Raw genomic sequence first — 25,742 nt, 5'->3', positions numbered from 1 at the left:
GACCCCCTTCATTGTGGCGTGAATGCGCCAATCCGGGAGCTGACCTTGATCATCACGCGCCGCGCTTTCACCACCGCTCTCTCGCTGACCGGGCTTGCCGCCCTCGCCGGCCTGTCGCCGCTGCGCCTGATCTCGGACGCGTTCGCGCAGACCGCCGCCGAGGTCGCCAAGCCGCAGTCGCTGCCGGACATGGGCCTGGGCCCGCAGGACGCCAAGGTGACCATCGTTGAATACGCCTCGATGACCTGCCCGCACTGCGCCAATTTCAACGAGACCGTGTTCCCGAAGATCAAGTCGACCTACATCGACAGCGGCAAGGTCCGTTACGTGTTCCGCGAATTCCCGCTCGACATCAAGGCCGCCGCCGGCTCGATGCTGGCGCGCTGCATCGCCAAGGATGACGCGCCGAAGTACTTCGCCGTGATCGACCTGCTGTTCCGCCAGCAGAACGACTGGGTGATGAAGAACACCACCGAGACGTTGACCCGGATCGGCAAGCAGGCCGGCCTCAGCCAGCAGGAGGTCGAGGACTGCCTGAAGGATCAGACGCTGCTCGACAAGATCGCCGCCGACCAGAAATACGCCAACGACGTGCTGAAGGTGAACTCGACGCCGACCTTCTTCATCAATGGCGAGATGCTGAAGGGCGAGACCTCGTTCGAGGAATTCAGCAAGCACATCGATCCGCTGCTGAAGAGCTGATCGCACGCCCTCGAGCCTGACATCGTCGTGCCCGATTTTGAGTCGGGCACGATAATTGTGGACGACTTGCGATCGCACATGCGGCGATCGCATTATTTCGTTGTTGAAAACTTGATTCGCCAGATGCGAATCTCCGCGGACATGCAAGGGCCATAAAACCCCTGCAAATCCCTTGGGAAAAGCTAGGTCAAGCGGTTGCCCTGACGCGCAGGCATCGCCATTGTCGCCGCTCATGAGAGCTGCACGCAGCTATTCACCCCAGACACCGACATTGCCATCCATGGTATTGTCACGGCAGGGAGATTCGCGCCCGGCCAAACGAGATTTGTGTACATGAAGCTCACGCGCCTCCGCCTGCACGGTTTCAAGTCGTTCGTTGAACCCACCGATTTCATGATCGAGCCGGGCCTGACCGGCGTCGTCGGACCGAACGGCTGCGGCAAATCCAATCTCGTCGAAGCGCTGCGCTGGGCGATGGGCGAGACCTCGCACAAATCGCTGCGCGCCGCCGACATGGATGCGGTGATCTTCGCCGGTTCCGGCAACCGTCCCGCGCGCAACCACGCCGAAGTCGTGATGACGATCGACAATTCCGATCGCTCGGCGCCGGCCGCGATGAATGACAGCCAGCTGCTCGAAATCTCCCGCCGCATCGAGCGTGAGGCCGGCTCGGTCTACCGCATCAACGGCCGCGACGTGCGCGCCCGCGACGTGCAAATCCTGTTCGCCGACGCCGCCACCGGCGCGCGTTCGCCGGCGCTGGTCCACCAGGGCAAGATCGGCGAAATCATCCAGGCCAAGCCCGAGCAGCGCCGCCGCGTGCTGGAAGACGCCGCCGGCGTCGCCGGCCTGCACGCTCGCCGTCACGAGGCGGAACTGCGGCTCAAGGCGGCCGAAACCAACCTCACCCGCGTCGAGGACGTGATCGGCCAGCTCACCGGCCAGATGGAAGGCCTGAAGAAGCAGGCGCGCCAGGCGATTCGCTACCGTGAGGTCGCGGCCAAGGTGCGCAAGTCCGAGGCGATGCTGTTCCACCTGCGCTGGATCGAGGCCAACGCCGACGTCAACGACGCCGCGCGCACCCACGATCTCGCCGTACGCGAGATGGCCGAGCGCACCCAGCATCAAGCGGAAGCCGCGCGCATCCAGGCGATCCGCGCCACCGAGTTGCCCGCGCTGCGCGATGCCGAGGCGCGCGCCGCCGCCGGCCTGCAGCGCCTGACCAATGCGCGCGAGATGCTCGACCGCGAGGAGCAGCGCGCCAAGGAGCGCGTCGGCGAACTCGATCGCCGCCTCACGCAATTTGCCCAGGACATCGCGCGCGAGCAGCAGCAGACCTCCGATGCCGACATCGCGCTGCAGCGGCTCGACACCGAAGACGCCGAGCTGAAGGAAGAGATCAAGTCGCGCGTCGAGAAGCGTTCCGGCGTCGACGAGCGCGTTGCCGAGGCCGAAGAGATGCTGGCCGCGACCGAGCGCCAGTTCTCCGAGCTGACCACGCAGCTCGCCGACCTCACCGCCAAGCGCAACCAGCTCGAAGCCGGCGTGCGCACGCATCGCGACCGGCTGGCGCGGCTCGATCAGGAGATCGCCAACGTCCAGGCCGAGGAGACCAAGCTCGCGCAGGAGACCGGCAATCTCGGCGACATCGACGCGCTCGCCGCCGCCATGGAGATGGCGCAGCAGGCGCTCGCCGAATCCGAGGCCGCGGTGCAGGAGAGCGAGGCGCACCACGCTGCCGCACGGCAGACGCTGGAAGCCTCCCGCAATCCGCTCGTTGAGGCCGAGAAGCGCGTGCAGCGGCTGGAGACCGAAGCCCGCACCATTTCCAAGCTGGTCACCAGCGAGACCAAGAATCTGTGGCCGCCGATCATCGACGGCATCACGGTCGCCAAGGGCTATGAAAAGGCGATCGGCGCCGTGCTCGGCGACGACCTCGATGCGCCGGTGGATTCATCCGCGCCGATGCGCTGGACCAATGTCGGTGAGGCCGCGGGCGATCCCTCGCTGCCTGACGGCGTCGAGCGGCTGGCCGATCACGTCCAGGCGCCGCCGGAACTGGCGCGTCGTCTGGCCCAGATCGGCGTCGTGGCGAAGGAGCGCGGCGCGGCGCTGGTGTCGCAGCTGAAGACCGGCCAGCGGCTGGTGTCGCTCGAAGGCGACGTCTGGCGCTGGGACGGCTTTGTCGCCGACGCGCATGCCCCGACCGGCGCGGCCCGCCGCCTCGCCGAGCGCGCCCGCCTGGTCGACATCGAGCACGAGCTGGAGCAGGCCCGCATCGACGCCGCCGCCAAGCGCCAGGCGCTGGAGACGGCCGAAGAAGAACTGCGCTCGGCGTCCGCCGCCGAGGGTGCCTCGCGTGAAGCCGTGCGCGCCGCCCGCCGCGAGACCGATGCCGCGCGCGAACGCCATGCCGCGACCGAGCGCGAGATCAACCGCCATGCCGCGCGCAAATCGGCGCTGACAGAGGCGCACAGCCGCGTCGCCGCCGACCGCGCCGAGGCCGAGGCTGCGCATGAGAGCGCGGCTGCCGCGCTCGCCGAGCTGCCGCCGGGTGTCGAGACCGAAGCCCAGCTCGCCGCCGTTCGCGCCGAGATCGACAATCAGCGCCGTGCCGCGGCGCAGGTCCGCGCCGAGGCGCAGGCGCTTGCCCGCGAGGCCGAGCTCGCCGACCGCCGCGTCCAGGCCATCGTTGCCGAGCGCAATGAATGGCAGAACCGCAAGACCAGCGCCGCCTCGCAGGTCGAGACCGTCGAGGCCCGCATCGCCGAGGTGTCGATCGAGCGTGAAGAGCTTGCCAATGCGCCGGAAGTGTTCGCCGAGAAGCGCAGCGCGCTGATCTCGGAGATCGAGCACGCCGAAGGCGATCGCCGCATTGCCGCCGACGCGCTCGCGACCGCCGAAGCCGCGATGGCGGAAACCGACCGCGTCGCCAAGGCCACGCTCGAAGCGCTGTCGTCGTCCCGTGAAGCCACCGCGCGCGCCGAGGAGCGCATGGAAGGCACCCGCCGCCGCCTCGCCGATATCGAGCGCGAGATCCACGACATGCTCGAGGTCGAGCCGAGCGCAGTCGTCGGCATGGCCGAGATCGAGCCGGGCCAGGAGCTACCGCCGGTCGCCCAGGTCGAGGAAGAGCTCGAAAAGCTGCGCCGCGACCGCGAGCGCCTGGGTGCCGTCAATCTGCGCGCCGAAGAAGAGCTCAAGGAAGTCGAGACCCAGCACACCGCGCTGACCACCGAACGCGACGACCTCGTCGAGGCGATCAAGCGGCTGCGCCAGGGCATCCAGAGCCTCAACCGCGAAGCGCGCGAGCGCCTGCTGACCTCGTTCGAGACCGTCAACAACCATTTCAAGCGGCTGTTCACCGAACTGTTCGGCGGCGGCGAAGCCGCGCTGCACCTGATCGAGAGCGACGATCCGCTCGAGGCCGGCCTCGAGATCATCGCCAAGCCGCCGGGCAAGAAGCCGCAGACGCTGTCGCTGCTGTCGGGCGGTGAGCAGGCACTGACCGCGCTCTCGCTGATCTTCGCGGTGTTCCTCACCAACCCGTCGCCGATCTGCGTGCTGGACGAAGTCGACGCGCCGCTCGACGACCACAACGTCGAACGGTTCTGCAGCCTGCTGCACGAAATGACCGGCTCGACCGACACGCGCTTCATCATCATCACGCACAATCCGATCACGATGGCGCGGATGAACCGGCTGTTCGGCGTCACCATGGCCGAGCGCGGCGTGTCGCAGCTGGTGTCGGTCGATCTGCAGGGCGCGGTCGACATCCTCGACCAGAACGTGGCGTAGGATACGATGTCGTCATTCCGGGGCGGTGCGTAGCGCCGAACTCGGATCTCGAGATTCCGGGTTCGGCTGCGCCGCCCCGGAATGACGTAGAAATGACGGCACATGACCTCACCTGACCTTCCCGCCGAACTGCGCGCCGCCCTCAACGCCCGGCTCGAAGGCCTGTCGCGCAGCGACGCCGCCAGCCGAGCGGCCATCATCTCGCAGACCTATCGCGAAGGCGGCGGCTCCTCGACGATCCGGACCGAGACCGATGCGCTGGCCTACGCGCTGGCGCGGATGCCCGCGACCTATGCCGCAGTCGTGGCGAGCCTCAATGCACTCTCCGAAATCAGGCCGGACTTCGCGCCCACGAGCGTGCTTGATGTCGGCGCCGGGCCGGGGACAGCAAGCTGGGCGGCCGCGGAAGCCTTCTCGTCGTTGCAGTCGTTCACGCTGCTCGATGCCAATGAAGCGCTGCGCACGCTGGCGCTCGACCTCACGCGCCGGAGTGACCGCCTGCGCCGCATCACCTACGAGCTCGGCCAGGCCCGCACCTATGCGGCGCATGCTGATGCCGCTGATCTCGTGATCGCGAGCTACGTCATCAACGAGCTCAATGATGCCGAGCGCGACGCGCTCACCGATGTCATGTGGGAGAAAGCCAGGGATACCCTGCTGGTCGTCGAGCCCGGCACGCCGGCGGGCTACGCCCGGATCATCGCACTCCGCGCACGATTGATCGCAGCCGGCGCGCATGTCGCCGCGCCCTGCCCGCATGACGTCGACTGTCCGCTGGTTGCACCGGACTGGTGCCACTTCTCGCAGCGCCTGCAGCGCTCGCGCGCGCACAAGCAGGTCAAGGGCGCCGACGCCCCGTTCGAGGATGAACGCTTTGCCTATGTCGCGCTGAGCCGCGCGCGCGTTGAGAACAGGCCATCGCGCGTGCTGGCGCAGCCGGATGTCGGCAAGGTCGAGATTGCAGCCAAACTCTGCACGCCGGAGGGCGTCGCGGTCGCCAGGGTCCCCCGCCGCGCCAAGGCCGATTACGCCAGCGCCCGGCGCTGGCGCTGGGGCGATGCGGTCTAGCCCAACAGCCTGAGTCGTCCCGGCGAAGGCCGGGACCCATAACCACCGATCTCAATTGTGAAGCAAAGCCGTCGCCCCTTGTGCCGCTTCCGCGGGCCGCGGCGTATGGGTCCCGGCCTTCGCCGGGACGACGTAGAGCCAGCGGGACGACGATGTTGAACCAATCGCGGCCAGCCCCGACCAACCCTTTGCCCACCTCTTCGCGGCGGGCTGCCCTGCGCCCCGATCTTGGGCTACGGTGCCGCCGTCTCGTCCATCAGGAGTTGCCCTGTCATGTCGACCAGCTGGATCGTTATCGGCGTCATCGTCCTTCTCGTGCTGTTTGCGTTCGGCGCCTACAACCGCCTGGTCGCGCTCGGCCAGCGGGTCAGCCAGGCCTTTGCCGACATCGACGTGCAGCTCAAGCAGCGCCACGACCTGATCCCGAACCTGGTCGAGACCGTGAAGGGCTATGCCGCGCACGAGCGCGGCACGCTCGATGACGTCATCAAGGCGCGCAATTCGGCCATCTCGGCGCAGGGTCCGGCCCAGGTCTCGGCTGCGGAGAACCAGCTCTCCGGCGCGCTCGGCCGGCTGATCGCGCTGTCGGAGGCCTATCCGGACCTCAAGGCCAACGCCAATTTCCAGCAGCTCGCATCGGAGCTTTCCGATCTCGAGAACAAGATCGCCGCCAGCCGTCGCTTCTTCAACAACGCGGTCCAGGAATACAACACCGGCATCCAGCAGATGCCGGCCGCGCTGTTCGCCGGCATGTTCGGCTTCACCCGCAAGGATTTCTTCGACCTCGGCGCCAGCCGCACGGAGGTCGAGGCGGCCCCGAGCGTGAAGTTCTGAGCGGCATGGTGTCCGCCTTGTCCCGTCATTCCGGGGCGATGCGAAGCATCGAACCCGGAATCTCGATCCACCAAAACACCTCTGGATTCCGGGTTCACGCCGTTGGCGTGCCCCGGAATGACGATGGTTAGTCATGGCCGCCTATGGTCTCTACACGCATATCGCATCGAACAAGTTTCGTTCGATGCTGCTGCTCGGCGGCCTGTTTCTGCTGATCTACGTGCTGGTCTATGCCGGTGCGCTGGTCGCGGAGGTGATGATCGATAGCGGCCGCACCGTCGACTATTACCTGACGCGGGCCTCGCGCGACCTGGTGTCCGCCCTGCCATGGGCGACGATTGCGGCGGTGGCCTGGATCGTGATCGCCTATTTCTTCCACCAGAAGATGATCGACGCCGTCACCGGCGGCCAGAGCGTGACGCGGCAGCAGCAGCCGCGGCTCTACAATCTCTTGGAAAACCTCTGCATCTCGCGCGGCATCCCGATGCCGAAGCTGAAGGTGATGGACAGCCCGGCGCTGAATGCGTTCGCGACCGGCCTCAACCCGCGCCAATATGCCGTCACGGTCACCACGGGTCTGTTGCGTGCGCTGAACGACCAGGAGATCGAGGCCGTGCTCGGCCACGAGCTCACCCATATCAAGAACGGCGACGTGCAGCTGATGGTGATCGCGGTGATCATCGCCGGCGTGGTCGGCTTCTTCGGCGAGCTGTTCTTCCGCCTGTTCACAAACCTGTCGTGGAACTCGAGCGGCGGCGGAGGCGGCTGGTCGTCGTCATCCTCCTCATCGTCGAGATCGTCCTCGGATCGCGACAGCAAGGGCTCGGGCGGCGGCGCGATCGTCGTGATCATCATCGCGGTCGCCTTGATCATGCTGGCCTGGCTGCTGTCGCAGGTGGTCAAGCTCGCGCTGTCGCGGTCGCGCGAATTTCTCGCCGATGCCGGATCGGTCGAGCTGACCAAGAACCCAGATGCGATGATCTCGGCGCTGCGCAAGATCGAGAACCGCGGCGAGCTGCCGGACGCCACCTCGGCGGTGATGGAACTCTGCGTCGACAATCCGCGCGAGGGCTTTGCCGACCTGTTCGCGACCCATCCGTCGGTGAAGTCCCGGGTCGATGCGCTGGTGAAATATGCCGGCGGCCACGATCCCGGACCGCTGGCGCTGCCGGATGAGACCTCGGACCAGACCGCGACGCAGGACCAACCGACCGCGGCCGGCGAACAGCCTCCACCGGTCACCCATGGCCCGTGGGGCGACACGCCGCCCGCGCAGCCGAACAGCCCGCCGCCGCTACCGGGCACCGGGCCCAGGCAGGGTCCGTTGGGGCCGCTGGACCCACTCCAAGGTCCTCTCCAAGGTCCTTGGGGCCGGCACCGCTGATCGCGCCGGCGCTTTGATTTGGGCGTGATTTTCCCGGAAAACCGCTGCGCCATTTTCCGGATCACGCCCTAGCCTACTCAGTCCATTAAGGAATTCCCCACCAAACCGATTGTGGGCGCCTTAAGGAATTGAATTCTCCCTCGTTTCTGCCATGTTCGCGCCCAAAGCAGTGTGGGGACTTGCCGGCCGCCATCGCGGTCGGGAGCGCGCTTTAAGGGACTTCCATGGCAAAGCCGGTTGTGATCGTGGTGGGTGCTGACAAGGGCGGGGTCGGCAAGACCACCGTCTCGCGGACGCTCCTGGACTATTTCAGTGCCAACAATGTGCAGACCCGGGCGTTCGACACCGAGTCGCCGCGCGGCACGCTGAAGCGCTTCCATCCCGACATCACCGAGATCGTCGACATGACGACGACCGCGGACCAGATGAAGATCTTCGATACCCTGAACTCGGGCCCCGCAGTCACCGTGATCGACGTCCGCGCCGGCCTGCTGTCGCCCGCGCTGGCCTCGCTGCGCGACATCGGCTTCCTCGACGCGGCGCGCTCCGGCCAGATCACCTTCGCCGTGTTCCATATCCTCGGCCCCTCGATCGCCTCGCTGGACGAGATCGCCGAGACCGCCGGCTTCATGGGCGGCGCAAAATATTTCCTGGTGAAGAACTTCATCAACGACACCCAGTTCTTCCAGTGGGACCAGGCGACCTACAATTCCTACTTCCATCGCATCAAGGACGCGACCGACCTCACGATCCCCAAGCTCAACGAAATGGCCTATGAGCAGGTCGAGGTGTCCTCGGTTCCGTTCCTGAAATTCGTCGCCAACAAGCAGATCAACGACGACGCCGCGAATTATTCGTTCGTCTTGCGCGGCTATGTCCGGCACTGGCTCGCCAATGTCTGGAGCGAGTTCGACCGGATCAAGCTGACCGACCTGGTCGGCGCCAAGTCGGCCAAGGGCGAAAAATAGTCGCTGCCAAGGCGGCGAGAAAGTCGTGCCCCGGGGCAACGAAAAAAGTCGCGCTCGGGACGGCGATGGGGCTGGATTAGGCGAAAATTTGGCCTGATATAGCGGGCGATGTCATCGACGCCCGTCTACATCATCTGCTCGCCCCGCCCGCAGGTCGGCAAGACGCTGATCGCGCGGCTGCTCGGCGAATTCCTGCTGCTCAAGAACGGCGACGTGGTCTGCTACGACATCAATTTGAAAGAGCCGTCGCTGCTCGACTATCTGCCGCGGATCACGGAAACCGCCGACGTGATCGACACCTACGGCAAGATGCAGCTGATGGACCGCGTCATCGTCAATGACGGCATCGCCAAGGTGATCGACCTCGGCTACCACGCCTTCGACGAATTCTTCAAAATGTGCGACGAGATCGGGTTGATGAAGGAGGCGCTGCGCCGCCGCGTCTCGCCCGTGATCCTCTATGTCGCCGACACCGACCGCGCCTCGGTGCGCGGCTACCAGACGCTGCAAGGCCTGATCCCGCCGAACGGGCTCGTCGTCATCGACAATGAATTCGTGGTGCGCGGCGAGCTGCCGCCGGTCATGACCGCAAGCAAGGTGCTGCGCTTCCGCGCGCTGCCGGTGTTCCTGAAGACCTATATCGACCGGCTGACCTTCTCCTTCACCGGCTATCTGCGCCAGGAGAAGGATTCATCGACCGAGCTGCACCAGTGGATCCGGCGGAATTACACGACGTTCCGGGATCTTGAGCTGAGCATGCTGCTGCAACGGGGTTAGCCGTCATCCCGGCCAAGCGAAGCGCGAGCCGGGACCCATAACCACAGCTGTGCGTTTGGCGAAAGCTGGAGCCGCAGCATTTTCCCACAACCAGCATCGTGGTTATGGGTCCCGGCTTTCGCCGAGACGACGCGGAGGGGTTAATGCCCCTCGAACGCCATCAGCGTGCGCACCGGCACGTCCATCGCGCGCAGCTTTGCCGCGCCGCCGAGATCGGGCAGATCGATGATGAAGCAGGCCGCGACCACATTGGCGCCGATCTGGCGCAGCAGCTTCACCGCGCCCTCCGCGGTGCCGCCGGTCGCGATCAGATCGTCGACCAGGATCACGCGCTCGCCGGGCTGCACGGCGTCGGCATGCATCTCCATCTCGTCGATGCCGTATTCCAGCGAGTAGGCGATCCGCACCGTGGTGTGCGGCAGCTTGCCCTTCTTGCGGATCGGCACGAAGCCGGCGGAGAGCTGATGCGCCACCGCGCCGCCGAGGATGAAGCCGCGGGCCTCGATGCCCGCGACCTTGTCGACCTTCGCGCCCGCCCAGGGATGCACCAGCTCATCGACCGCCCGGCGGAAGGCGCGGGCATCCGCCAGCAACGTCGTGATGTCGCGAAACAGGATGCCCTTCTTCGGGTAGTCCGGGATGGTGCGAACGGTCGCCTTGATGTCGTGGTCGAAGGTCATTGCTGTCTCGCCCTAACTGTCATTCCGGGACGATGCGAAGCATCGAACCCGGAATCTCGAGATTCCGGGTCTGGTGCTGACGCACCATCCCGGAATGACGATGGTGAAAATCCGTCTTTCAATTCGTGCTCACATTCAACCGGAATGCATTCTCGACAATGCGCAGGCCGACCTCGTTGCCGAGCGACATCAGCGATTCCGGATGGAATTGCACGCCGCCGACCGGCAGGGTCTTGTGCTCGATCACCATCGCGACGCCGTCTTCGGTGGTCGCGGTCACCGCCAGCACCTCGGGCACGCTGTCGCGCTCGACATAGAGCGAGTGATAGCGGCCGATCACGATCTCATTCGGCAGATTGTGCATCAGCCGACCGCCGCGCACCTGGACGCGCGACGGGCGGCCATGCGCCGGCTGGCCGAGCTGGCCGAGCTGGCCGCCGAAATATTCGCCGATCGCCTGCACGCCGAGGCAGACGCCGAAGATCGGCAGCTTCTTCTCGAGCGCGGTGTCGATGGTTTTCGCGATGCCGAAGTCCTCCGGGCGACCCGGCCCGGGTGACAGCACCAAGAGGTCCCAGCCCTTCTTCTTAAGCATATCCTGGGCATGGACGTGCCGGACCACGGTGACATTGGCGCCGACCTGGCGGAAGTAGTCGGCCAGCATGTGCACGAAACTGTCGTCGTGATCGATCAGCAGCACGTTCTTGCCGGAGCCGGTGGCGTCGGGCGCGAAATCCGACAGCGGCTTCGGCGGATCGCCGCGCAGCGCCTGGAACAGCGCCGCTGCCTTGACCTGGCATTCGCGGTCCTCGGCGGCGGGATCGGAGTCGAACAGGCAGGTCGCACCGACGCGCACCTCGGCGAGACCGTCCTTCATGCGGATGGTGCGGATGGTGAGCCCGGTGTTGATGCTGCCGTCGAAATTCACGCAGCCGATCGCGCCGGCATACCAGCGCCGCGGCGACCGCTCATGGTCCTCGACGAACTGCATCGCCCACAGTTTCGGCGCGCCGGTCACCGTCACGGCCCAGGCGTGGGTCAGGAACGCGTCGAGCGAATCGAAGCCCGGCCGCAGCATGCCCTCAACGTGGTCGACGGTGTGGAACAGCTTCGAGTAGGTCTCGATCTGCCGCCGCGCCAGCACCTTGATGGTGCCGGGCACGCAGACCCGCGCCTTGTCGTTGCGGTCGACGTCGGTGCACATGTTGAGCTCGAACTCGTCCTTCTCCGAGTTCAGCAGCTTGCGGATCTGCTCGGCATCGCCGATCGAATCCGAGCCGCGTGCGATGGTGCCGGAGATCGGGCAGGTCTCGACTCGGCGGCCGTCGGAGCGCACGAACATCTCGGGCGAGGCCGAGACCAGGAATTCGCCATCGCCGAGATTCATCAGCGCGCCATAGGGCGACGGATTGATGCGGCAGAGCCGCTGGAACACTTCCGCCGGCGAGCGCTCGCAGGGCTCGGCGAACAGCTGCCCGGGCACCGCCTCGAACAGGTCGCCGCGGGCGAACGCAGCGCGCGCCACCTCGACGGTCGCCTGGTATTCGCCCGGCGCGTGATCGGCAAAGCCCTGCCGGTCGGTCTTGGCATAGAGGCTCGGCGCGGTCTCGTGCGACTGGCCGGCGGTCGACCGGCCATTCCACGCAAACTCGTAATTCAGCGCCACGCCGCGGCCGGTGGCGCGGTCATAGGCCAGCAGCCGGTCCGGCACGTAAAGCACGATGTCGCGCTGGTCGGCCTCGCGGGTGCGCTTCTGCTTGAGGTCCTCGATCTGGAACACGAGGTCGTAGGCGAAGGCGCCGAACAGGCCGAGCAGCGGATCGGCATTGGAGGTGAACGCCGCCACCATGTCGCGCACCAGCGACATCACGCTGGCGCGGCGGGTGCGCTGGTCTTCCTCGACCGGTGCTTCACCGCGGATGATATGGCCGGCAAGCTTCGTTGCGCTCCGCTCCGAGATCACGACGCAGGGCTCGCGCAGCGCGTCGCCGAGGAAAGCGATCAGCACCTCGCCGCGTGGGTTCAGCGCCTGCAACGAGAAGTCGGTCCCCGAGGTGTCCAGCACCAGCGGCGGATCGGCGAAGCCGAGGTCGAAGCTCTCGTAGCGGCCCGGCACGGTCGTGCCCGAGGACAGCACCACGCCGCGGCGGCGGTCGAGCAGCGCGATCAGTTCGTCGAGGCGATTGGCGCCGCCGGTGAACTGCTCGACCACGCGCGCGACCGCAAGGCCACCATTGGTGAGGTATTCGCTCTTGGCCGGCAGGGAGAAGACTGTCCTGTTCATGTGATCCTCTTACGAGACTTGCCGAGAGAGCGCCACACAGGACAAACGAAGGGGACCGTCGCACTGCGATGGCGACCTTCGACGTTTTTGAGAAAATGAAAACGCACCGGCCACCTATGAGAAGGTGGGCCACCAACGACGCGATGGACTGGCGACAGTGCTCATGGCCGTTACACACCACCCGGCGCGGGCCGTGTCAAGGGATGGCCCGACACCCCTGCCCCAATCCTGGACGCCCCTCCAGGCGGCATTTTCGGGGTTTGAAGGGACGGGATTCCGCGTAGGATTTGTGGAAATGGCGGCCTGCCAGCCGCCCAAAAAACAGACAGATGGCGGAGGCGCAGATGGCGATTTTGGGTCTCGGATATGCCGGCTTCGGCTCCGACGCACTCGACGACTGGCGGCAATTCGGCACCGGCCTGGTTGGGCTGCAGGCGATCGAGCGCGGCAACTCGCTGCTCGCGTTCCGGATGGACGACCGCAAGCAACGCATCGTGATCGACCGCGCGCAGGGCGAAGGGACCAGGTTCTTCGGCTGGGAGGTGGCGGACGCCGCAGCGCTGGACGCGCTGGCGGCGCGGCTCGAGCGCGCCGGCGTTGCCGTGACATCAGAGCCGCAAACCCTCGCCGACGCACGGCGGGTGCGCGGGCTGATCTCGTTCCGGGACCCGGCCGGCAATCGTCTCGAGGCGTTTCATGGCGCCGAGATCGACGACATGCCGTTCAGGCCGGGACGCTCGATCTCGGGCTTCCGCACCGGCGCACTCGGGCTCGGCCATGCGGTGCTGACGGTCGAGCACATCGCGCCTGTCATGAGCTTCTATGTCGACGTGCTCGGCTTCGGGCTCAGCGACTACATCGAGAAACCGTTCCGCGCGTATTTCTTCCACGTCAATGCGCGCCACCACTCGCTGGCGCTGATCGAGACCGGCAGCAATGGCATGCATCATCTGATGGTCGAGCTGTTCTCGCTCGACGATGTCGGTCAGGCCTATGACGTCGCGCAGCAGGAAGACCGCGTCAACGTCACGCTCGGCCGTCACACCAACGATCTGATGACGTCGTTCTACGCCAAGTCACCGTCGGCCTTCATGGTCGAATGCGGCTGGGGCGGCCGCGAGATCGACCCTGCGAACTGGACGCCGTTCGAGATGCATGACGGCCCGAGCCTGTGGGGCCATGAGCGGGTCTGGCTATCGGCTGAGGACCGCGCCGTCGCGCGCGAGATGCGGATGCGCGCCGCCGCCGAGGGCAAGCGCGCACCGGTGCAGGTGATGGAAGGCAATTTCAGGCTGATGTCGGGCACCTGCCCGTGGTGGGACGGGGTGAAGGCGGAGAGCTAATCGCGCCGTCGTCCCTGCGAAAGCAGGGACCCATACGCCGCAGCCTTGGCAAAGGGCACACTGGCAGCCATCTCGCCAGACAACCGCATCCTGTGGTTATGGGTCCCTGCTTTCGCAGGGACGACAGGGCGTGTGCGGGACACGCCTTTACCCCAGATGCTTCTTGAAAAACTCCGTGGCCCGGTCCCAAGCCAGTTCTGCGCACTGGCGGTCGTGCACCGACAGGCGCTGCTCGTTGCCGAAACCGTGGTCGGCGTCATAGCGATAGAGTTCCAGCGATTTGCCGGCGGCCTTCATCGCTTTCTCGAAGCCATCGACCAGCGCCGGCGTGCACCAGTCGTCCTTGGTGGCAAAATGGCCCTGCAGCGGAATCCGAACATCCGCGGGCTTGGCCGCCTGCTCCGGCGGAATGCCGTAGAACACCACACCGGCCGTCAGCTCCGGGATCTTGGTGGCGCCGATGATGGTCACCGCGCCGCCGAGGCAGAAGCCGGTCAGGCCGACCTTGGCGCCGTTCTTGGCGAGATACTGCGCGGCGCCGCGCACCGTCTGCGTGGTGGCGTCCATGAAGTCGAGCGAGTTCATCTCTTTGCCGGCCGCGTCGGTGTCGTGATACGGCACCACTTTGCCCTTGTAGAGATCGGGCGCCAGCGCATCGAAACCGGCCCGCGCGAAGCGATCGCACATGCCCTTGATCTGGTCCTGCAGGCCCCACCATTCCTGGATCACGACGACCCCAGGCGCGTTGCCGCGGGCGGCGTTGGCGAGATAGCCCGACGCTTCCTTGCCGTCCGGACGCTTGAAGCTGATGCTGGTACCCATGAGTTCCTCCGCGATGTTAGCCGGCTGATTGGCCGGCATCTTGTCCGTACTCGGTGGCGGACGCAAATCCATTCGCCGTCATTGCGAGCGCAGCGAAGCAATCCAGATCCCCGCAAGCGGATAGGTGGATTGCTTCGCTACGCTCGCAATGACGTGAGCCAAACAAAAAAGCCCCCGAAGGGGCTTTTTCAAAGTCTCGCCTGAGATCAGTGGGCGTCGGCCCAGACCTTGCGCTTGGTGAAGTACATCAAGAACGCGAAGATGATCAGGAACACAAACACCTGCATGCCGATCCGCTTGCGCGCTTCCATGTGCGGCTCGGCGGCCCACATCAGGAAGGTGGTGACGTCATGCGCGTACTGCTTGACCGTCGCCGGCGAGCCGTCGTCGAACGTCACCTGACCGTCGGACAGCGGCTTCGGCATCTTGATGGCGTGGCCGGGGAAGAACTTGTTGTAGTAGGTGCCATCGGGGACGGTGACACCTGCCGGCGGCTTGTCTTCAAAGCCCTGCAGGATGGCGTCGACGTAATCCGGTCCCTGCTCCTGGTACTGGGTGAAGAAGTCGAACACGAACTGCGGGAAGCCGCGCTTGTAGGACCGTGCCTTGGCCATCAACGACAGGTCCGGGGGCGCCTTGCCACCGTTGGCCGCGGCCGCGGCCTGCTCGTTCGGGAACGGTGCCGGGAAGTAGTCCGCCGTGCGGCCCGGACGCTCGAACATCTCGCCCTGGTCGTTCGGACCGTCCTTGATCTTGTACTCGGCCGCGAAAGCCGCCGCCTGTGCCTCGGAATAGCCGGGACCACCGGGATCGGCGAGGTTGCGGAACGCGACGTAGTTCAGGCTGTGACAGGCCGAGCAGACTTCCTTGTAGACCTTCAGGCCACGCTGCAGTGAGCCGCGGTCATACTTGCCGAAAGGGCCGGAGAACGACCAGCTCTGCGCCGGCGGGGTGTCGCCACCCTCCTCGGCCTTGGCGTTCTGGATGCTGCCGGCGAACAGGCCACCGGCCAGCACCAGCGCGAGCATCACCGAAGCTGCGGTCGCGGCCCTGCCCTTGCTCTTCGCCAGCACGTCGTCGGCGATCGAGTTCGGCACCGGACGCGGCGTCTCGATGCGGGCGAGCAGCGGCAGCACGATCAGGAAGTAGGCGAAGTAACAGACCGTCAGGATGCGGCCGGCGATCACATAGATGCCTTCCGGCGGCTGTGAGCCGAGGTAGCCGAGCCCGATGCAGACCACCACGAAGATCCAGAAGAACTGCTTGGCCAGCGGACGATACTTCGACGAACGGGTCCGTGCGCTGTCGAGCCAGGGCAGGAAGCACAGGATGATGATCGCCGAGAACATCGCCACGACGCCGGCGAGCTTGTTCGGGATCGAACGCAGGATCGCGTAGAACGGCAGGTAATACCATTCAGGCACGATGTGCGCCGGGGTCACGCCGGGATTCGCCGGGATGTAGTTGTCGGCGTCGCCGAGATAGTTCGGCATGTAGAAGATGAACCAGGCGAAGAAGATCAGGAAGCACGACACACCGAACGCGTCCTTGATGGTCGCATAGGGCGTGAACGGAACGGTGTCCTTCTCGGTCTTGGCCTCGACGCCGGCCGGGTTGTTCTGACCCGCGACGTGCAGCGCCCAGATGTGCAGCACGACCACGCCGGCGATCACGAACGGCAGCAGGTAGTGCAGCGAGAAGAAGCGGTTCAGCGTCGGGTTGCCGACCGAATAGCCGCCCCACAGCAGGGTCACGATGCTCTCGCCGAAATACGGCACGGCCGAGAACAGATTGGTGATGACGGTGGCGCCCCAGAAGCTCATCTGGCCCCACGGCAGCACGTAGCCCATGAAGCCGGTCGCCATCATCAAGAGGTAGATGATGACGCCGAGGATCCACAGCACCTCGCGCGGCTCCTTGTACGACCCGTAATAGAGGCCGCGGAACATGTGGATGTAGACCGCGAAGAAGAACATCGACGCGCCGGCGGCGTGCATATTGCGCAGCAGCCAGCCGTAGTTGACGTCGCGAACGATCAGCTCGACCGACTTGAAGGCGAGGTCGGCGTGCGGCGTGTAGTGCATCGCCAGGATCACGCCGGTCAGGATCTGCAGCGCCAGCATCATCGAAAGGATGGCGCCGAAGGTCCACCAGTAGTTCAGATTGCGCGGCGTCGGATAGGCCACGAAGGAGGAGTGGATCAGGCCGAAGATCGGAAGGCGCCGTTCGATCCACTTCAAGGCGGGGTTGCTCGGTTGGAAATCAGATGGTCCGCTCATTGATGCGATCCTGAAGAAGAAAAACGACGCGATGGGTCCAAGGGGAAGCCGAAGCCCCGGAGGGTCCGGAACTTAGCCGATCTGGATTTTGGTGTCGGAAAGGAAGGCGTAGGGCGGCACTGCCAGGTTGGCGGGCGCCGGCCCCTGGCGGATACGACCGGAGGAGTCGTACTGCGAGCCGTGGCAGGGGCAGAAGAAGCCGTCGTAATTGCCCTCATGGGCGATCGGGATACAGCCGAGATGGGTGCAGATGCCGATCACGACCAGCCACTGGTCATGGCCGGACTTGACGCGGGCCGAGTCGGGCTGCGGATCGGGCAGGCTCGACAGCGGCACCTTCTGGGCCTCCTCGATCTGCTTCTTGGTGCGGTGACTGATGTAGATCGGCTTGCCGCGCCAGAACACCTTGATGTCCTGGCCCTCGGCGATCGGGGCCAGATCGACCTGGATCGGCGCGCCGGCCGCGATCGTCGCGGCATCCGGGTTCATCTGGGCAACCAGCGGCCAGACGGTGGCGGCTGCGCCGACCGCGGCGGCAGCTCCGGTTGCAACAAAGAGAAAATCACGGCGTGTCGGATGGTCCGCCGAAGACGCTGTCGTCACGATTCCTAGCCCTTTCTTTTCTGCAGCCGGTGGAACCGCCCCAGAGGCGCTGGGATGCGCCCCAAGAAAGGCTGCCGGCGCCCGCGGCCCCCGCGGCGGCAGAAAACCGCTATTCCCCACCCCAAATGGCGGAACAGCAGTCCAGAATCGTTCTATTGGCACCCTTGCCGGACGAGCGCAAGCCCGCTATCGGCTCGCACACGTGCAATGCACGAAATCCGCGCCGAGCGATGTTTTATTGAGACAATTTCATCCGGATTTCACAGGTCGCCAGCACCATGCAGATCGCGCTGTTCCAGCCCGACATTCCCCAGAATACAGGGACGATTCTGCGCCTCTGCGCCTGCCTGGACGTGTCAGCCCATATCATCGAACCGGCGGGATTCGACACCTCGGACCGGAATTTCCGCCGGGCGGGTATGGACTATCTCGACCATGTGCGGTTGAAGCGTCACGACTCATGGTCGAAATTCGAGGAATGGCGGGCCGAGGCCTCCTGCCGGCTGGTCGTGTTCACGACCAAGGCTGCGAAATCCTACCTTGATTTCGACTATACGGCCTCCGATGTCCTGCTATTCGGGCGCGAAACGGCAGGGGTGACCGACGCGGTGGTGGCCGCGTCCGACGCGCGGCTGGTGATTCCGATCAGGCCGACCATGCGCTCGCTCAATGTCGCCGTCACGGCGGCCATGGCGGTCGGTGAGGCGCTGCGGCAGACGGGTTCAGGACTTGCCGGTTCAGGAATTGCCGGTCCGGTAACTTAAGGGATTTTTGGTGAGCTACGCGGTCAAGGAGATCTTTCTTACCCTGCAGGGCGAAGGCGCCCATGCGGGCCGGGCCTCCGTGTTCTGCCGCTTTGCCGGATGCAACCTCTGGAGCGGCCGCGAGCAGGACCGCGCAGGCGCCGTCTGCCGGTTCTGCGACACCGATTTCGTCGGCACCGACGGCACGCTCGGCGGCCGCTATGCCGACGCCGCCGAGCTCGCCGGCACCATCGCCGCTCAATGGACCGGGGGCGAGGCCGACCGCTACGTGGTGCTGACCGGCGGCGAGCCGCTGCTGCAGGTCGATACCGCCCTGATCGAGGCCCTGCACGGCCACGGGTTTGCGATCGCGATCGAGACCAACGGCACCATCGCCCCGCCCGACGGGCTCGACTGGATTTGCGTCAGCCCCAAGGCCGCCTCCGAGCTCGTGGTGCGCAGGGGGCACGAGCTCAAGCTGGTCTATCCGCAGCCGGAGAATGCACCGGAGGACTTTGCCGGACTCGCCTTCGAGCGCTTCTCGCTGCAGCCGATGGACGGCCCCGACGTGATCGAGAATACCGAGCGGGCGATCGCCTATTGCCTGAAGCACCCGCAATGGCGCCTCAGCGTGCAGACGCACAAGACGCTCGGCATTAGATGAACCAACCGGAGCGTTTTCAAGCGAAGTGGGTACCGGTTCGCATTAAGAAAACGCGACCAAACTAGAGACAAGACAGAACTGGATTGTTGAACGAGATGTGGGAATTGACGAAAGCGTTTCGGTTCGAGGCTGCGCATGCGCTGTCCGGAACGACCTTTGGCACCGCCAGCGAGGAGATTCACGGTCACTCCTTCCGAGCCGAGGTGACGGTCCGCGGCACGCCGGATCCGAAAACCGGAATGGTGATCGATCTCGGCCTGCTCGAACGCGCCATGGCCGAGGTTCAGAAGACGCTCGACCACAAGTTCCTGAACAAGATCGAGGCGATCGGGGTGCCGACGCTGGAGAATCTGTCGCGCTTCATCTGGGAGCGGCTGCAGCACGCCGGCAAGCTGACCCGCGTCAGCGTCCACCGCGACAGCTGCAACGAAAGCTGCACCTACTTCGGCCCGCAAGGTTAGTCATGCTGCCAACAGACCCCGCCATCATCGAGGACCGCAAGGCGCGTGCACGCGGCTGGTTCGAGGCGCTGCGCAACGACATCTGCGCGGCGTTCGAGCAGCTCGAGGACGACGCCTCCCCTACGCTCTATCCCGGCGATGCCGGCCGGTTCGTGCGCACCCCCTGGGATCGCACCGACCATACCGGCAAGCCCGGCGGCGGCGGCGTGATGTCGATCATGAAGGGCCGGCTGTTCGAGAAGGTCGGCGTGCACTGCTCGACCGTGCATGGCGAGTTCGCTCCCGAATTCCGCGCGCAGATTCCCGGCGCGGCCGACGATCCACGATTTTGGGCCTCGGGCATTTCGCTGATCGCGCATTTGCGCAATCCGAACGTGCCCGCCGTGCACATGAACACCCGCTTTGTCGTCACCACCAAGGCCTGGTTCGGCGGCGGCGCGGATCTGACGCCGGTGCTGAACCGGCGGCGCACCCAGGAAGACCCCGATACAGTCGCCTTCCACGCCGCAATGAAAGCGGCCTGCACCGGACCGAACGGCGTCGCCGACTACGACAAGTACAAGAAATGGTGCGACGACTATTTCTATCTGCCGCACCGCAAGGAAGCCCGCGGCGTCGGCGGCATCTTCTATGACTGGCACGACAGCGGCGACTGGGAGGCCGATCTCTCGTTCACCCAGGACGTCGGGCGCAGCTTCCTGAAGATCTATCCCGAGCTGGTGCGGCGCAATTTCGCGGCCGACTGGAGCGCGGAGGATCGCGACGAGCAGCTGATCCGTCGCGGGCGCTATGTCGAATTCAACCTGCTCTACGATCGCGGCACCATCTTCGGCCTGAAGACCGGCGGCAATGTCGATTCGATCCTGTCGTCGCTGCCGCCGGAGGTGAAATGGCCGTGACCAAGCTGCCGCGCGCGATGCTGATCGACATGGATGACACCATCCTGTCGGCCTATGGACGTCCCGAGATCGCCTGGAACACGATCACCGCCGAATTCGCCGCGGAGCTCACTCCCCTGCCCCCGGACATGGTCGCGACCGCGCTCCTCGCCTATGCGCGGCAATTCTGGTCGACCGCTGAGCCGATCTGGCGGATCAAGCTCGGCGAGGCGCGCCGGCTCACCGTGAAGGGCGGCTTCGCTCAGTTGGCCGCAGCCGGCCACCGCGCGCTGCCGGATGAACTCGCGGACCGCATCGCCGATCGCTTCACCGCCTATCGCGAGGAGGAGATGTTCGTCTTCCCGGGCGCGCATGAAGCGATCGATGCATTCAAGGCGCTCGGCATCAAGCTTGCGCTGGTCACCAACGGCGCCGCCGACATGCAGCGCGCCAAGGTCGAACGCTTCGCGCTCAGCCATCGCTTCGATCACATCCAGATCGAGGGCGAGCACGGTTTCGGCAAGCCCGAGGAGCGCGCCTATCTGCACGCGATGCAAGCACTTGGCGTCACCGCAGCCGACACCTGGATGATCGGCGACAATCTGGAGTGGGAAGTCGTGGCGCCGCAGCGGCTCGGCATCTACGCGATCTGGATGGATGTGCACGGTGTCGGGCTGCCGGTGGGATCGACGATCAAGCCGGACCGCATCATCCGCTCGCTGACCGAGCTTGTTCCGGGCTGAACGCGACCGACTTCGTCAAAACCACTCATCGCGATCGAAGCGCGAACGTGCCCGAGCGCGCTTGATATTTTTGAGCCACATCCTAAGAGTATTGGGGTCGTCGAGTACGCGAAGATCCCTCTCGATTTCGCGGATGTGCCGGCGGCATTCTCCAACGTCGCCATCGAGGCGGCGCATCACACCGGCGGGTGTGATCGCCCCGAATGGATCGATATCGAAACGAATTCTGAATGCGAGCTCAACGTCATTGATTTCTGCTTTCAGCTCGCCAAGCTGCTCCCTTAGAATGGTGTTGTAGCGCTTGAGACGCTCCTCGCTGAGGCCATTGATGTCATGCTGATCGATGTGCTCAAGCTCAAGTTGCAGCTCCAGCAACTGTAGCAGGTCCTTCTGCTTGTAGGCTGCGTTGGCTCGCTGCATCAGTTCGGTCTTGCGTTCGCGCTCGCGCGGCTCAGGCTCACGATCCGGATGCAAGGCGACTACCAGCTTGTGATAAACTTCACGGATCGATCGGCTGAGTTCCGCCTGCTCTGTCTGAACGCGAGCCTCGGCCGCGAGTTGTCTGGGGGACTTCTTTCGCCTAGCCTGGCGCTCTTCTTCTCGGGAAGCCGCTTCGTCGTGCAGCCGAGCGTCATTTTTCAGGGATTCCTGAATGCGCTGCATCAGGTCGTCGGAGGACTTCACATCGTCACCGGTCTTGACACCGAACAATGCTTCGGTGATCGCCTTCATGTCATCCAGCTCGGCGGCGGCCTCGGTAGCAAAATCCGTCCCGCTGTGCCTGTTGTAGATCTCGGTTAACTCGATCCTCTCCTGCTCCTCTGTATCGGCGAGCAGGCCGCCGACCAGGTCGGTCACGATATCCGAAATTGTTCGCTTTTCAGACTTGCCAAGACCCTTGTCGCGCCATGCACTATCGAGGCAGCGAGCCATCTTCAGTTGCAGCTCTGCCCGGCGCGTTTGCAAAGGCAGCAATGCCTCGTGATATTTCTGCTGGTAGGAACCGTCCAACTCCTCCCAGGCGCGCAGTAAAGCACGCTGTTGCTCTATCTGCAGAATCAATGCGTTGAACGTTTTCTGGCTTCTGGATAGTTTTGGCGCGTCATTGCCGGTCGCAATCGGGATGATTTTGAACGCATTCGTCGTTGTCATCACGACTTCCTTCGATTGAGCGCTAAACCACGATCCGGCGTCCGACGAATGAGGTGCGCGAATTGTTCGCATCAATCTAGCCGGCGACCGCGGAAATTGCGCCATCGGCTCGCAAAGAAACCTGTGCGTATCCCTGCCGCGCGCAAATGGCGCCTCACCGGCCTGTTTCCATGCCGAATCCATCACACGGCGAACAGCCGTGATCGGGCTGTCATCAGCCATCGCTAACCTGCCGCCCGCGTCATCAAGCGCGGAGGGATTACTGATGGAACTGAAACCAGGCGACGTCGTCATGCTGAAGTCCGGCGGCCATCCGATCACGGTGGTGGAAGTCGAGGAAGACAAGGTCGATTGCCTGTGGATGGGCACGGACGGCGATCTGTTTCGCGAAACCCTTCCGCTCGTCGCACTCGAGTCGACCGAGATCGATCCGGAAGACGATGAAGAGGAAGACGTCGAAGACGACGACGAGGAAGAAGAGGACGACGAGGACGACGACGGCGACCGCAAGAAGAAGCGCAAGGCTGCGTAAGCCCCGTTGATGCGATGCTGCCTCTCGCGTGCGGCATCGTCTCCGTACGACGTTCGTCACCGTGCCGCCGATGAACTCGGCGGTACGAAAGTTCAGAGCCGGTGATCGCGGGTGAAACGGGAAACGGTCTGGTCGGCGATGCCGGACAGCACCTGCGGATCGAGCGGAAAATCCGCAGCAAGCCAGGCATCCTCGGCAAGCGTCAGGACATGCCCGAGCGCCGGCCCCTCGGCGATCCCCCGCGCGATGAAATCCGACGCCCGCAACGGAAAATGCGGCGCGCGCCAGCGCTGCGGCAGCGTGGCGAGCGCGCGCCACTGATCGACCTCGCGGCCCACACCGGTTCGCGCCCAGGCGAGTAGCAGGCGGTCACGATAAGGCTCCTCGTCGAGCCGGTAGAGCCGGCGCTTGGCATGCGCCTCGTCCATGCCGGGCAAGCGCCACCAGCGATGGCCCATCGAGTCCAGCGCCTTGGCCTCGGCGTTGGAGAGCCGCAGCCGGCTTGCGATGCGCCGCGCGTCCTCGGTCACGGCGACCGTCAGCGCGGCGAGCCGGCGCATCGCGCTCGGCGGAAGCTCCATCAGCCCTTCGATCTCGATCATCGCCGCGAACGGCCCGGCATAGGCGACGCCGCCGAGCAGCGGCAGCAGCAGCCCGCCATCGCCCATCGCGACCACCGCGCCCGCGGCGCCGTTCGCGACCACGAGCTTGAGCATCTCCATGCGGATGCGCTCGGCCGAGAGGCCGGCGAGTCCGGCGCGCCCGCTGATACAGGCGAGATAGCCGGCGCGGTCGACCTCGCCTGCGCCATAGGCGGCGTGGAAACGGAAGAAGCGCAGGATGCGCAGATAATCCTCGGCGATCCGCTGTGCGGGGTCGCCGATGAAGCGCACGCGGCGAGCCTCGATGTCGGCGAGACCGCCGACGTGATCGTGCACGACGCCCGAAGCGTCGACCGACAGGCCGTTGATGGTGAAGTCGCGCCGCTCGGCGTCGCGCACCCAGTCGCGCCCGAACGACACCTTGGCCTTGCGGCCATAGGTCTCGGTGTCCTCGCGTAGCGTCGTTACCTCGAATGGCTGGCCGTCGACCACCAGGGTCACCGTGCCGTGCTCGATGCCGGTCGGCACGCTCTTGATGCTCGCCCGCTTGGCGCGGCGGATCACCTCCTCCGGCAGCGCCGTGGTGGCGATGTCGATGTCGGCGAGCGGAATCCGCATCAGCGCGTTGCGCACGGCGCCGCCGATCACCCGCGCTTCCTCGCCGTCGGCATTGAGCAGGCCGAGCACGCGCGCCGCCGGCCCGGAAGCGAGCCACGGCGCGTCGGACAGCAGGCGCACCTCGCTCATCGCTCAGCTCCCGGCACCAGCCTGCCATTCTCGATGTGAGCCGGAACGTAGGTCGAGTTCGGCGGCGCGCCGGTCAATTCGGCCAGCAGCACAAAGCTCACGATGACCATCACCAGCGCCGCCAGCGTCAGCTTCATGATCATGTCGAGCGGCCAGGACGCCGGCAGCGTCACGCCGGACCGCGTCGCGATGAGGAAGATGGCATAGACCGCGAAAGGGATCAGGAAGATTCCGATCTCGGTCAACACCGTGCGGATCATGACAGATAGATCCGCTCAAACAGCACGCGCAGGATGCCCGCAGTCGCGCCCCAGATGTAACGCTCGGCGAACGGCATCGCATAGTAGGAGCGGTCCACGCCGCGGAATTCCTTGGTGTGGATCTGATGATTCTCGGGGTTCATCAGGAAAGCGAGCGGCACTTCGAACGCATCGACGACTTCGGCCTCGTTGATCTCAAGGGTAAATCCCGGCTTCACCTTGGCGACCGTCGGCAGGATGCGGAAGCCGAACGCGGTGCCATAGAGGTCGAGATAACCGACAGGGTCGATGAATTCCCGCCTCAAGCCGACTTCTTCACAGGCTTCGCGCAGCGCGGCATCGAGCGGCGAGGCATCGGTGGCGTCGATCTTGCCGCCGGGAAACGAAATCTGGCCGGCATGGCTCGACAGATGGGGCGAGCGCTGCGTCAACAGCACGGTCGGCTCGGGATGATCGACCACCGGAATCAGCACCGCGGCCGGCCGCACCGGTTGCTCCTGGGCGACGATCTCGAGCATGCGGTCATTGCCGGAATCTCCGGTGCGCGGAATGATATGCGGATCGACCAGGCCCGGCGGCACTTCGAAATTGAGCCGCGTGCGGGCCCGCGCGAAGAATTCCGTCGAGCTGATCGTCGCCGGCTTCACCTTCAGCAACGGCTCGTTCAAAGTGCGCCCCTCACCTGACTGGCATCGGCCATCGCGAAAAACTCGCCGCCGGACTCGATGCCGAACATCTCCTGACCATCGACCATCCGCTCCTCACCCATGTCAACCAGATCGTAGTAGAGCGCGCGGGTGACCTTCGCCCACAGGTCGGCGCGAACATGCAGATAGGGCGTCAATCCGCCATCCTCGGCGGCTTCGAATCTGAGGCCGTGGCCCTTCTCGCAATCGACCCAGTCATCGACGTTGGTGCGGAACCTGAGCAACCGGCCGCGCGCGTCTTCCTCGGTCTGCATTTCCACGGCGAGGAACGGTGCGTCGTCGACGCGGATGCCGACCTTCTCGACCGGTGTCACGAGAAAGTGCTTGCCGTCCTCGCGCTTCAGGATCGTGGAGAACAGCCGCACCAGCGCCGGGCGTCCGATCGGCGTTCCCATGTAGAACCAGGTGCCGTCAGGCGCGATTCGCATGTCGAGATCGCCGCAGAACGGCGGATTCCACAGGTGAACCGGCGGCAGGCCCTTGCGTCCGGCCGGACCCGACGTCGCAGCTCGGTTGGCAGCATTGGTGAGGCCTTCGAGGCCCTTGCCTCCGAGGCCCGTAGTTTCACCGCCGGAATCACTCTGCCCTTGCTTCGCCATTGTTTGCCCTGAAGTTTCCGACCTTCAATCTGGCACGTTTGGTGCACATATCGTGAGATGTGGTCGGGATGTCATTCTCGCCACATCGTGATGCCGTTCATACCCTGAAATA

Annotated in this window: 24 protein-coding genes; 14 read left to right on the top strand and 10 right to left on the bottom strand. The window is 65.0% G+C overall.

The genetic code is table 11. The annotated features are described in order from the left end of the window. Positions 1–45 precede the first annotated feature (45 nt). The 7 genes from QDT69_RS27340 (at position 46) to QDT69_RS27310 (ending at position 9,531) form a co-directional block, all read left to right on the top strand. The gene (locus tag QDT69_RS27340) at positions 46–702 is read left to right on the top strand and encodes a DsbA family protein (protein ID WP_279709569.1); all 657 of its coding nucleotides are present in this window, start codon (positions 46–48) and stop codon (positions 700–702) included. A gap of 333 nt (positions 703–1,035) precedes the next feature. After that, complete coding sequence (gene smc / locus QDT69_RS27335; RefSeq protein ID WP_279709568.1) at positions 1,036–4,500, top strand: chromosome segregation protein SMC; 3,465 nt, start codon at positions 1,036–1,038, stop codon at positions 4,498–4,500. Between the two features lie 102 nt (positions 4,501–4,602). Then, entirely contained in the window at positions 4,603–5,568 is a 966-nt protein-coding gene (locus tag QDT69_RS27330; RefSeq protein WP_279709567.1) for a small ribosomal subunit Rsm22 family protein, read from the top strand. A gap of 273 nt (positions 5,569–5,841) precedes the next feature. Continuing rightward, positions 5,842–6,402, top strand: a complete 561-nt coding sequence (locus tag QDT69_RS27325) for a LemA family protein (protein ID WP_092124555.1) — start codon at positions 5,842–5,844, stop codon at positions 6,400–6,402. 133 nt (positions 6,403–6,535) lie between these two features. Further along, positions 6,536–7,786: a M48 family metallopeptidase gene (locus tag QDT69_RS27320; RefSeq protein WP_279709566.1), complete on the top strand. Its 1,251-nt coding sequence runs from the start codon at positions 6,536–6,538 to the stop codon at positions 7,784–7,786. Between the two features lie 224 nt (positions 7,787–8,010). Next, on the top strand, positions 8,011–8,754 hold the full coding sequence (locus QDT69_RS27315) for a hypothetical protein (protein WP_146987181.1): 744 nt from the start codon (positions 8,011–8,013) through the stop codon (positions 8,752–8,754). Between the two features lie 108 nt (positions 8,755–8,862). After that, positions 8,863–9,531 (top strand): hypothetical protein, encoded by a 669-nt coding sequence (locus QDT69_RS27310; protein WP_279709565.1) that lies wholly within the window; start codon positions 8,863–8,865, stop codon positions 9,529–9,531. 140 nt (positions 9,532–9,671) lie between these two features. Here QDT69_RS27310 and QDT69_RS27305 read toward each other — a convergent pair whose 3' ends face one another. Both QDT69_RS27305 and QDT69_RS27300 read right to left on the bottom strand, forming a co-directional pair. After that, on the bottom strand, positions 9,672–10,211 hold the full coding sequence (locus tag QDT69_RS27305; RefSeq protein ID WP_074131621.1) for an adenine phosphoribosyltransferase: 540 nt from the start codon (positions 10,209–10,211) through the stop codon (positions 9,672–9,674). A 118-nt stretch (positions 10,212–10,329) separates the two neighbouring features. Continuing rightward, positions 10,330–12,495: an anthranilate synthase component I gene (locus QDT69_RS27300; RefSeq protein WP_279709564.1), complete on the bottom strand. Its 2,166-nt coding sequence runs from the start codon at positions 12,493–12,495 to the stop codon at positions 10,330–10,332. Positions 12,496–12,839: 344 nt separating this feature from the next. Here QDT69_RS27300 and QDT69_RS27295 point away from each other — a divergent pair, with 344 nt between their 5' ends. After that, complete coding sequence (locus tag QDT69_RS27295; protein WP_279709563.1) at positions 12,840–13,838, top strand: VOC family protein; 999 nt, start codon at positions 12,840–12,842, stop codon at positions 13,836–13,838. Between the two features lie 147 nt (positions 13,839–13,985). On the opposite strand, the gene QDT69_RS27290 is transcribed toward QDT69_RS27295, so the two are convergent. The 3 genes from QDT69_RS27290 to petA form a co-directional block, all read right to left on the bottom strand. After that, the gene (locus tag QDT69_RS27290; protein WP_050422030.1) at positions 13,986–14,660 is read right to left on the bottom strand and encodes a dienelactone hydrolase family protein; all 675 of its coding nucleotides are present in this window, start codon (positions 14,658–14,660) and stop codon (positions 13,986–13,988) included. A 206-nt stretch (positions 14,661–14,866) separates the two neighbouring features. Then, on the bottom strand, positions 14,867–16,939 hold the full coding sequence (locus tag QDT69_RS27285; protein ID WP_279709562.1) for a cytochrome c1: 2,073 nt from the start codon (positions 16,937–16,939) through the stop codon (positions 14,867–14,869). 72 nt (positions 16,940–17,011) lie between these two features. Further along, on the bottom strand, positions 17,012–17,542 hold the full coding sequence (gene petA / locus QDT69_RS27280; RefSeq protein WP_279709561.1) for a ubiquinol-cytochrome c reductase iron-sulfur subunit: 531 nt from the start codon (positions 17,540–17,542) through the stop codon (positions 17,012–17,014). Positions 17,543–17,820: 278 nt separating this feature from the next. Here petA and QDT69_RS27275 point away from each other — a divergent pair, with 278 nt between their 5' ends. From QDT69_RS27275 to QDT69_RS27255, 5 genes are all read left to right on the top strand, one after another. Continuing rightward, complete coding sequence (locus tag QDT69_RS27275) at positions 17,821–18,306, top strand: tRNA (cytidine(34)-2'-O)-methyltransferase (RefSeq protein ID WP_279709560.1); 486 nt, start codon at positions 17,821–17,823, stop codon at positions 18,304–18,306. Between the two features lie 10 nt (positions 18,307–18,316). After that, complete coding sequence (gene queE, locus QDT69_RS27270) at positions 18,317–18,949, top strand: 7-carboxy-7-deazaguanine synthase (RefSeq protein WP_279709559.1); 633 nt, start codon at positions 18,317–18,319, stop codon at positions 18,947–18,949. 95 nt (positions 18,950–19,044) lie between these two features. After that, positions 19,045–19,410 (top strand): 6-carboxytetrahydropterin synthase, encoded by a 366-nt coding sequence (locus QDT69_RS27265; protein ID WP_050404001.1) that lies wholly within the window; start codon positions 19,045–19,047, stop codon positions 19,408–19,410. Positions 19,411–19,412: 2 nt separating this feature from the next. After that, on the top strand, positions 19,413–20,309 hold the full coding sequence (gene hemF, locus QDT69_RS27260; protein ID WP_279709558.1) for an oxygen-dependent coproporphyrinogen oxidase: 897 nt from the start codon (positions 19,413–19,415) through the stop codon (positions 20,307–20,309). Then, positions 20,300–21,031, top strand: a complete 732-nt coding sequence (locus tag QDT69_RS27255) for an HAD family hydrolase (protein WP_279709557.1) — start codon at positions 20,300–20,302, stop codon at positions 21,029–21,031. Before hemF ends, QDT69_RS27255 begins: the two co-directional genes overlap by 10 nt. Positions 21,032–21,046: 15 nt before the next feature. Here the strand turns inward: QDT69_RS27255 and QDT69_RS27250 are convergent, their stop codons facing one another. Continuing rightward, positions 21,047–22,405: a hypothetical protein gene (locus QDT69_RS27250; protein WP_279709556.1), complete on the bottom strand. Its 1,359-nt coding sequence runs from the start codon at positions 22,403–22,405 to the stop codon at positions 21,047–21,049. Positions 22,406–22,448: 43 nt separating this feature from the next. On the opposite strand from QDT69_RS27250, the gene QDT69_RS27245 reads away from it, so the two are divergent. Continuing rightward, a complete protein-coding gene (locus QDT69_RS27245) occupies positions 22,449–22,715 on the top strand; it encodes a DUF2158 domain-containing protein (protein WP_279709555.1) in 267 nt (88 codons plus the stop codon). 92 nt (positions 22,716–22,807) lie between these two features. Here the strand turns inward: QDT69_RS27245 and QDT69_RS27240 are convergent, their stop codons facing one another. The 4 genes from QDT69_RS27240 to QDT69_RS27225 are packed head-to-tail and all read right to left on the bottom strand — an operon-like array spanning position 22,808 to position 25,630. Next, the gene (locus tag QDT69_RS27240) at positions 22,808–24,064 is read right to left on the bottom strand and encodes a CCA tRNA nucleotidyltransferase (protein ID WP_279709554.1); all 1,257 of its coding nucleotides are present in this window, start codon (positions 24,062–24,064) and stop codon (positions 22,808–22,810) included. Then, the gene (locus tag QDT69_RS27235) at positions 24,061–24,324 is read right to left on the bottom strand and encodes a DUF6111 family protein (RefSeq protein ID WP_050421967.1); all 264 of its coding nucleotides are present in this window, start codon (positions 24,322–24,324) and stop codon (positions 24,061–24,063) included. The genes QDT69_RS27240 and QDT69_RS27235 overlap by 4 nt, the downstream gene beginning before the upstream one ends. After that, on the bottom strand, positions 24,321–24,992 hold the full coding sequence (locus QDT69_RS27230) for a CoA pyrophosphatase (RefSeq protein WP_279709553.1): 672 nt from the start codon (positions 24,990–24,992) through the stop codon (positions 24,321–24,323). The genes QDT69_RS27235 and QDT69_RS27230 overlap by 4 nt, the downstream gene beginning before the upstream one ends. After that, a complete protein-coding gene (locus tag QDT69_RS27225) occupies positions 24,989–25,630 on the bottom strand; it encodes a DUF1285 domain-containing protein (protein ID WP_279709552.1) in 642 nt (213 codons plus the stop codon). Before QDT69_RS27225 ends, QDT69_RS27230 begins: the two co-directional genes overlap by 4 nt. Between the last annotated feature and the right edge of the window lie 112 nt (positions 25,631–25,742).

The sequence above is a fragment of the Bradyrhizobium sp. CER78 genome, assembly GCF_029846235.1.
GTDB lineage: Bacteria > Pseudomonadota > Alphaproteobacteria > Rhizobiales > Xanthobacteraceae > Bradyrhizobium.
Note: the sequence above shows the minus strand (reverse complement) of the source record. Positions and strands in the feature narration are given on the sequence as shown.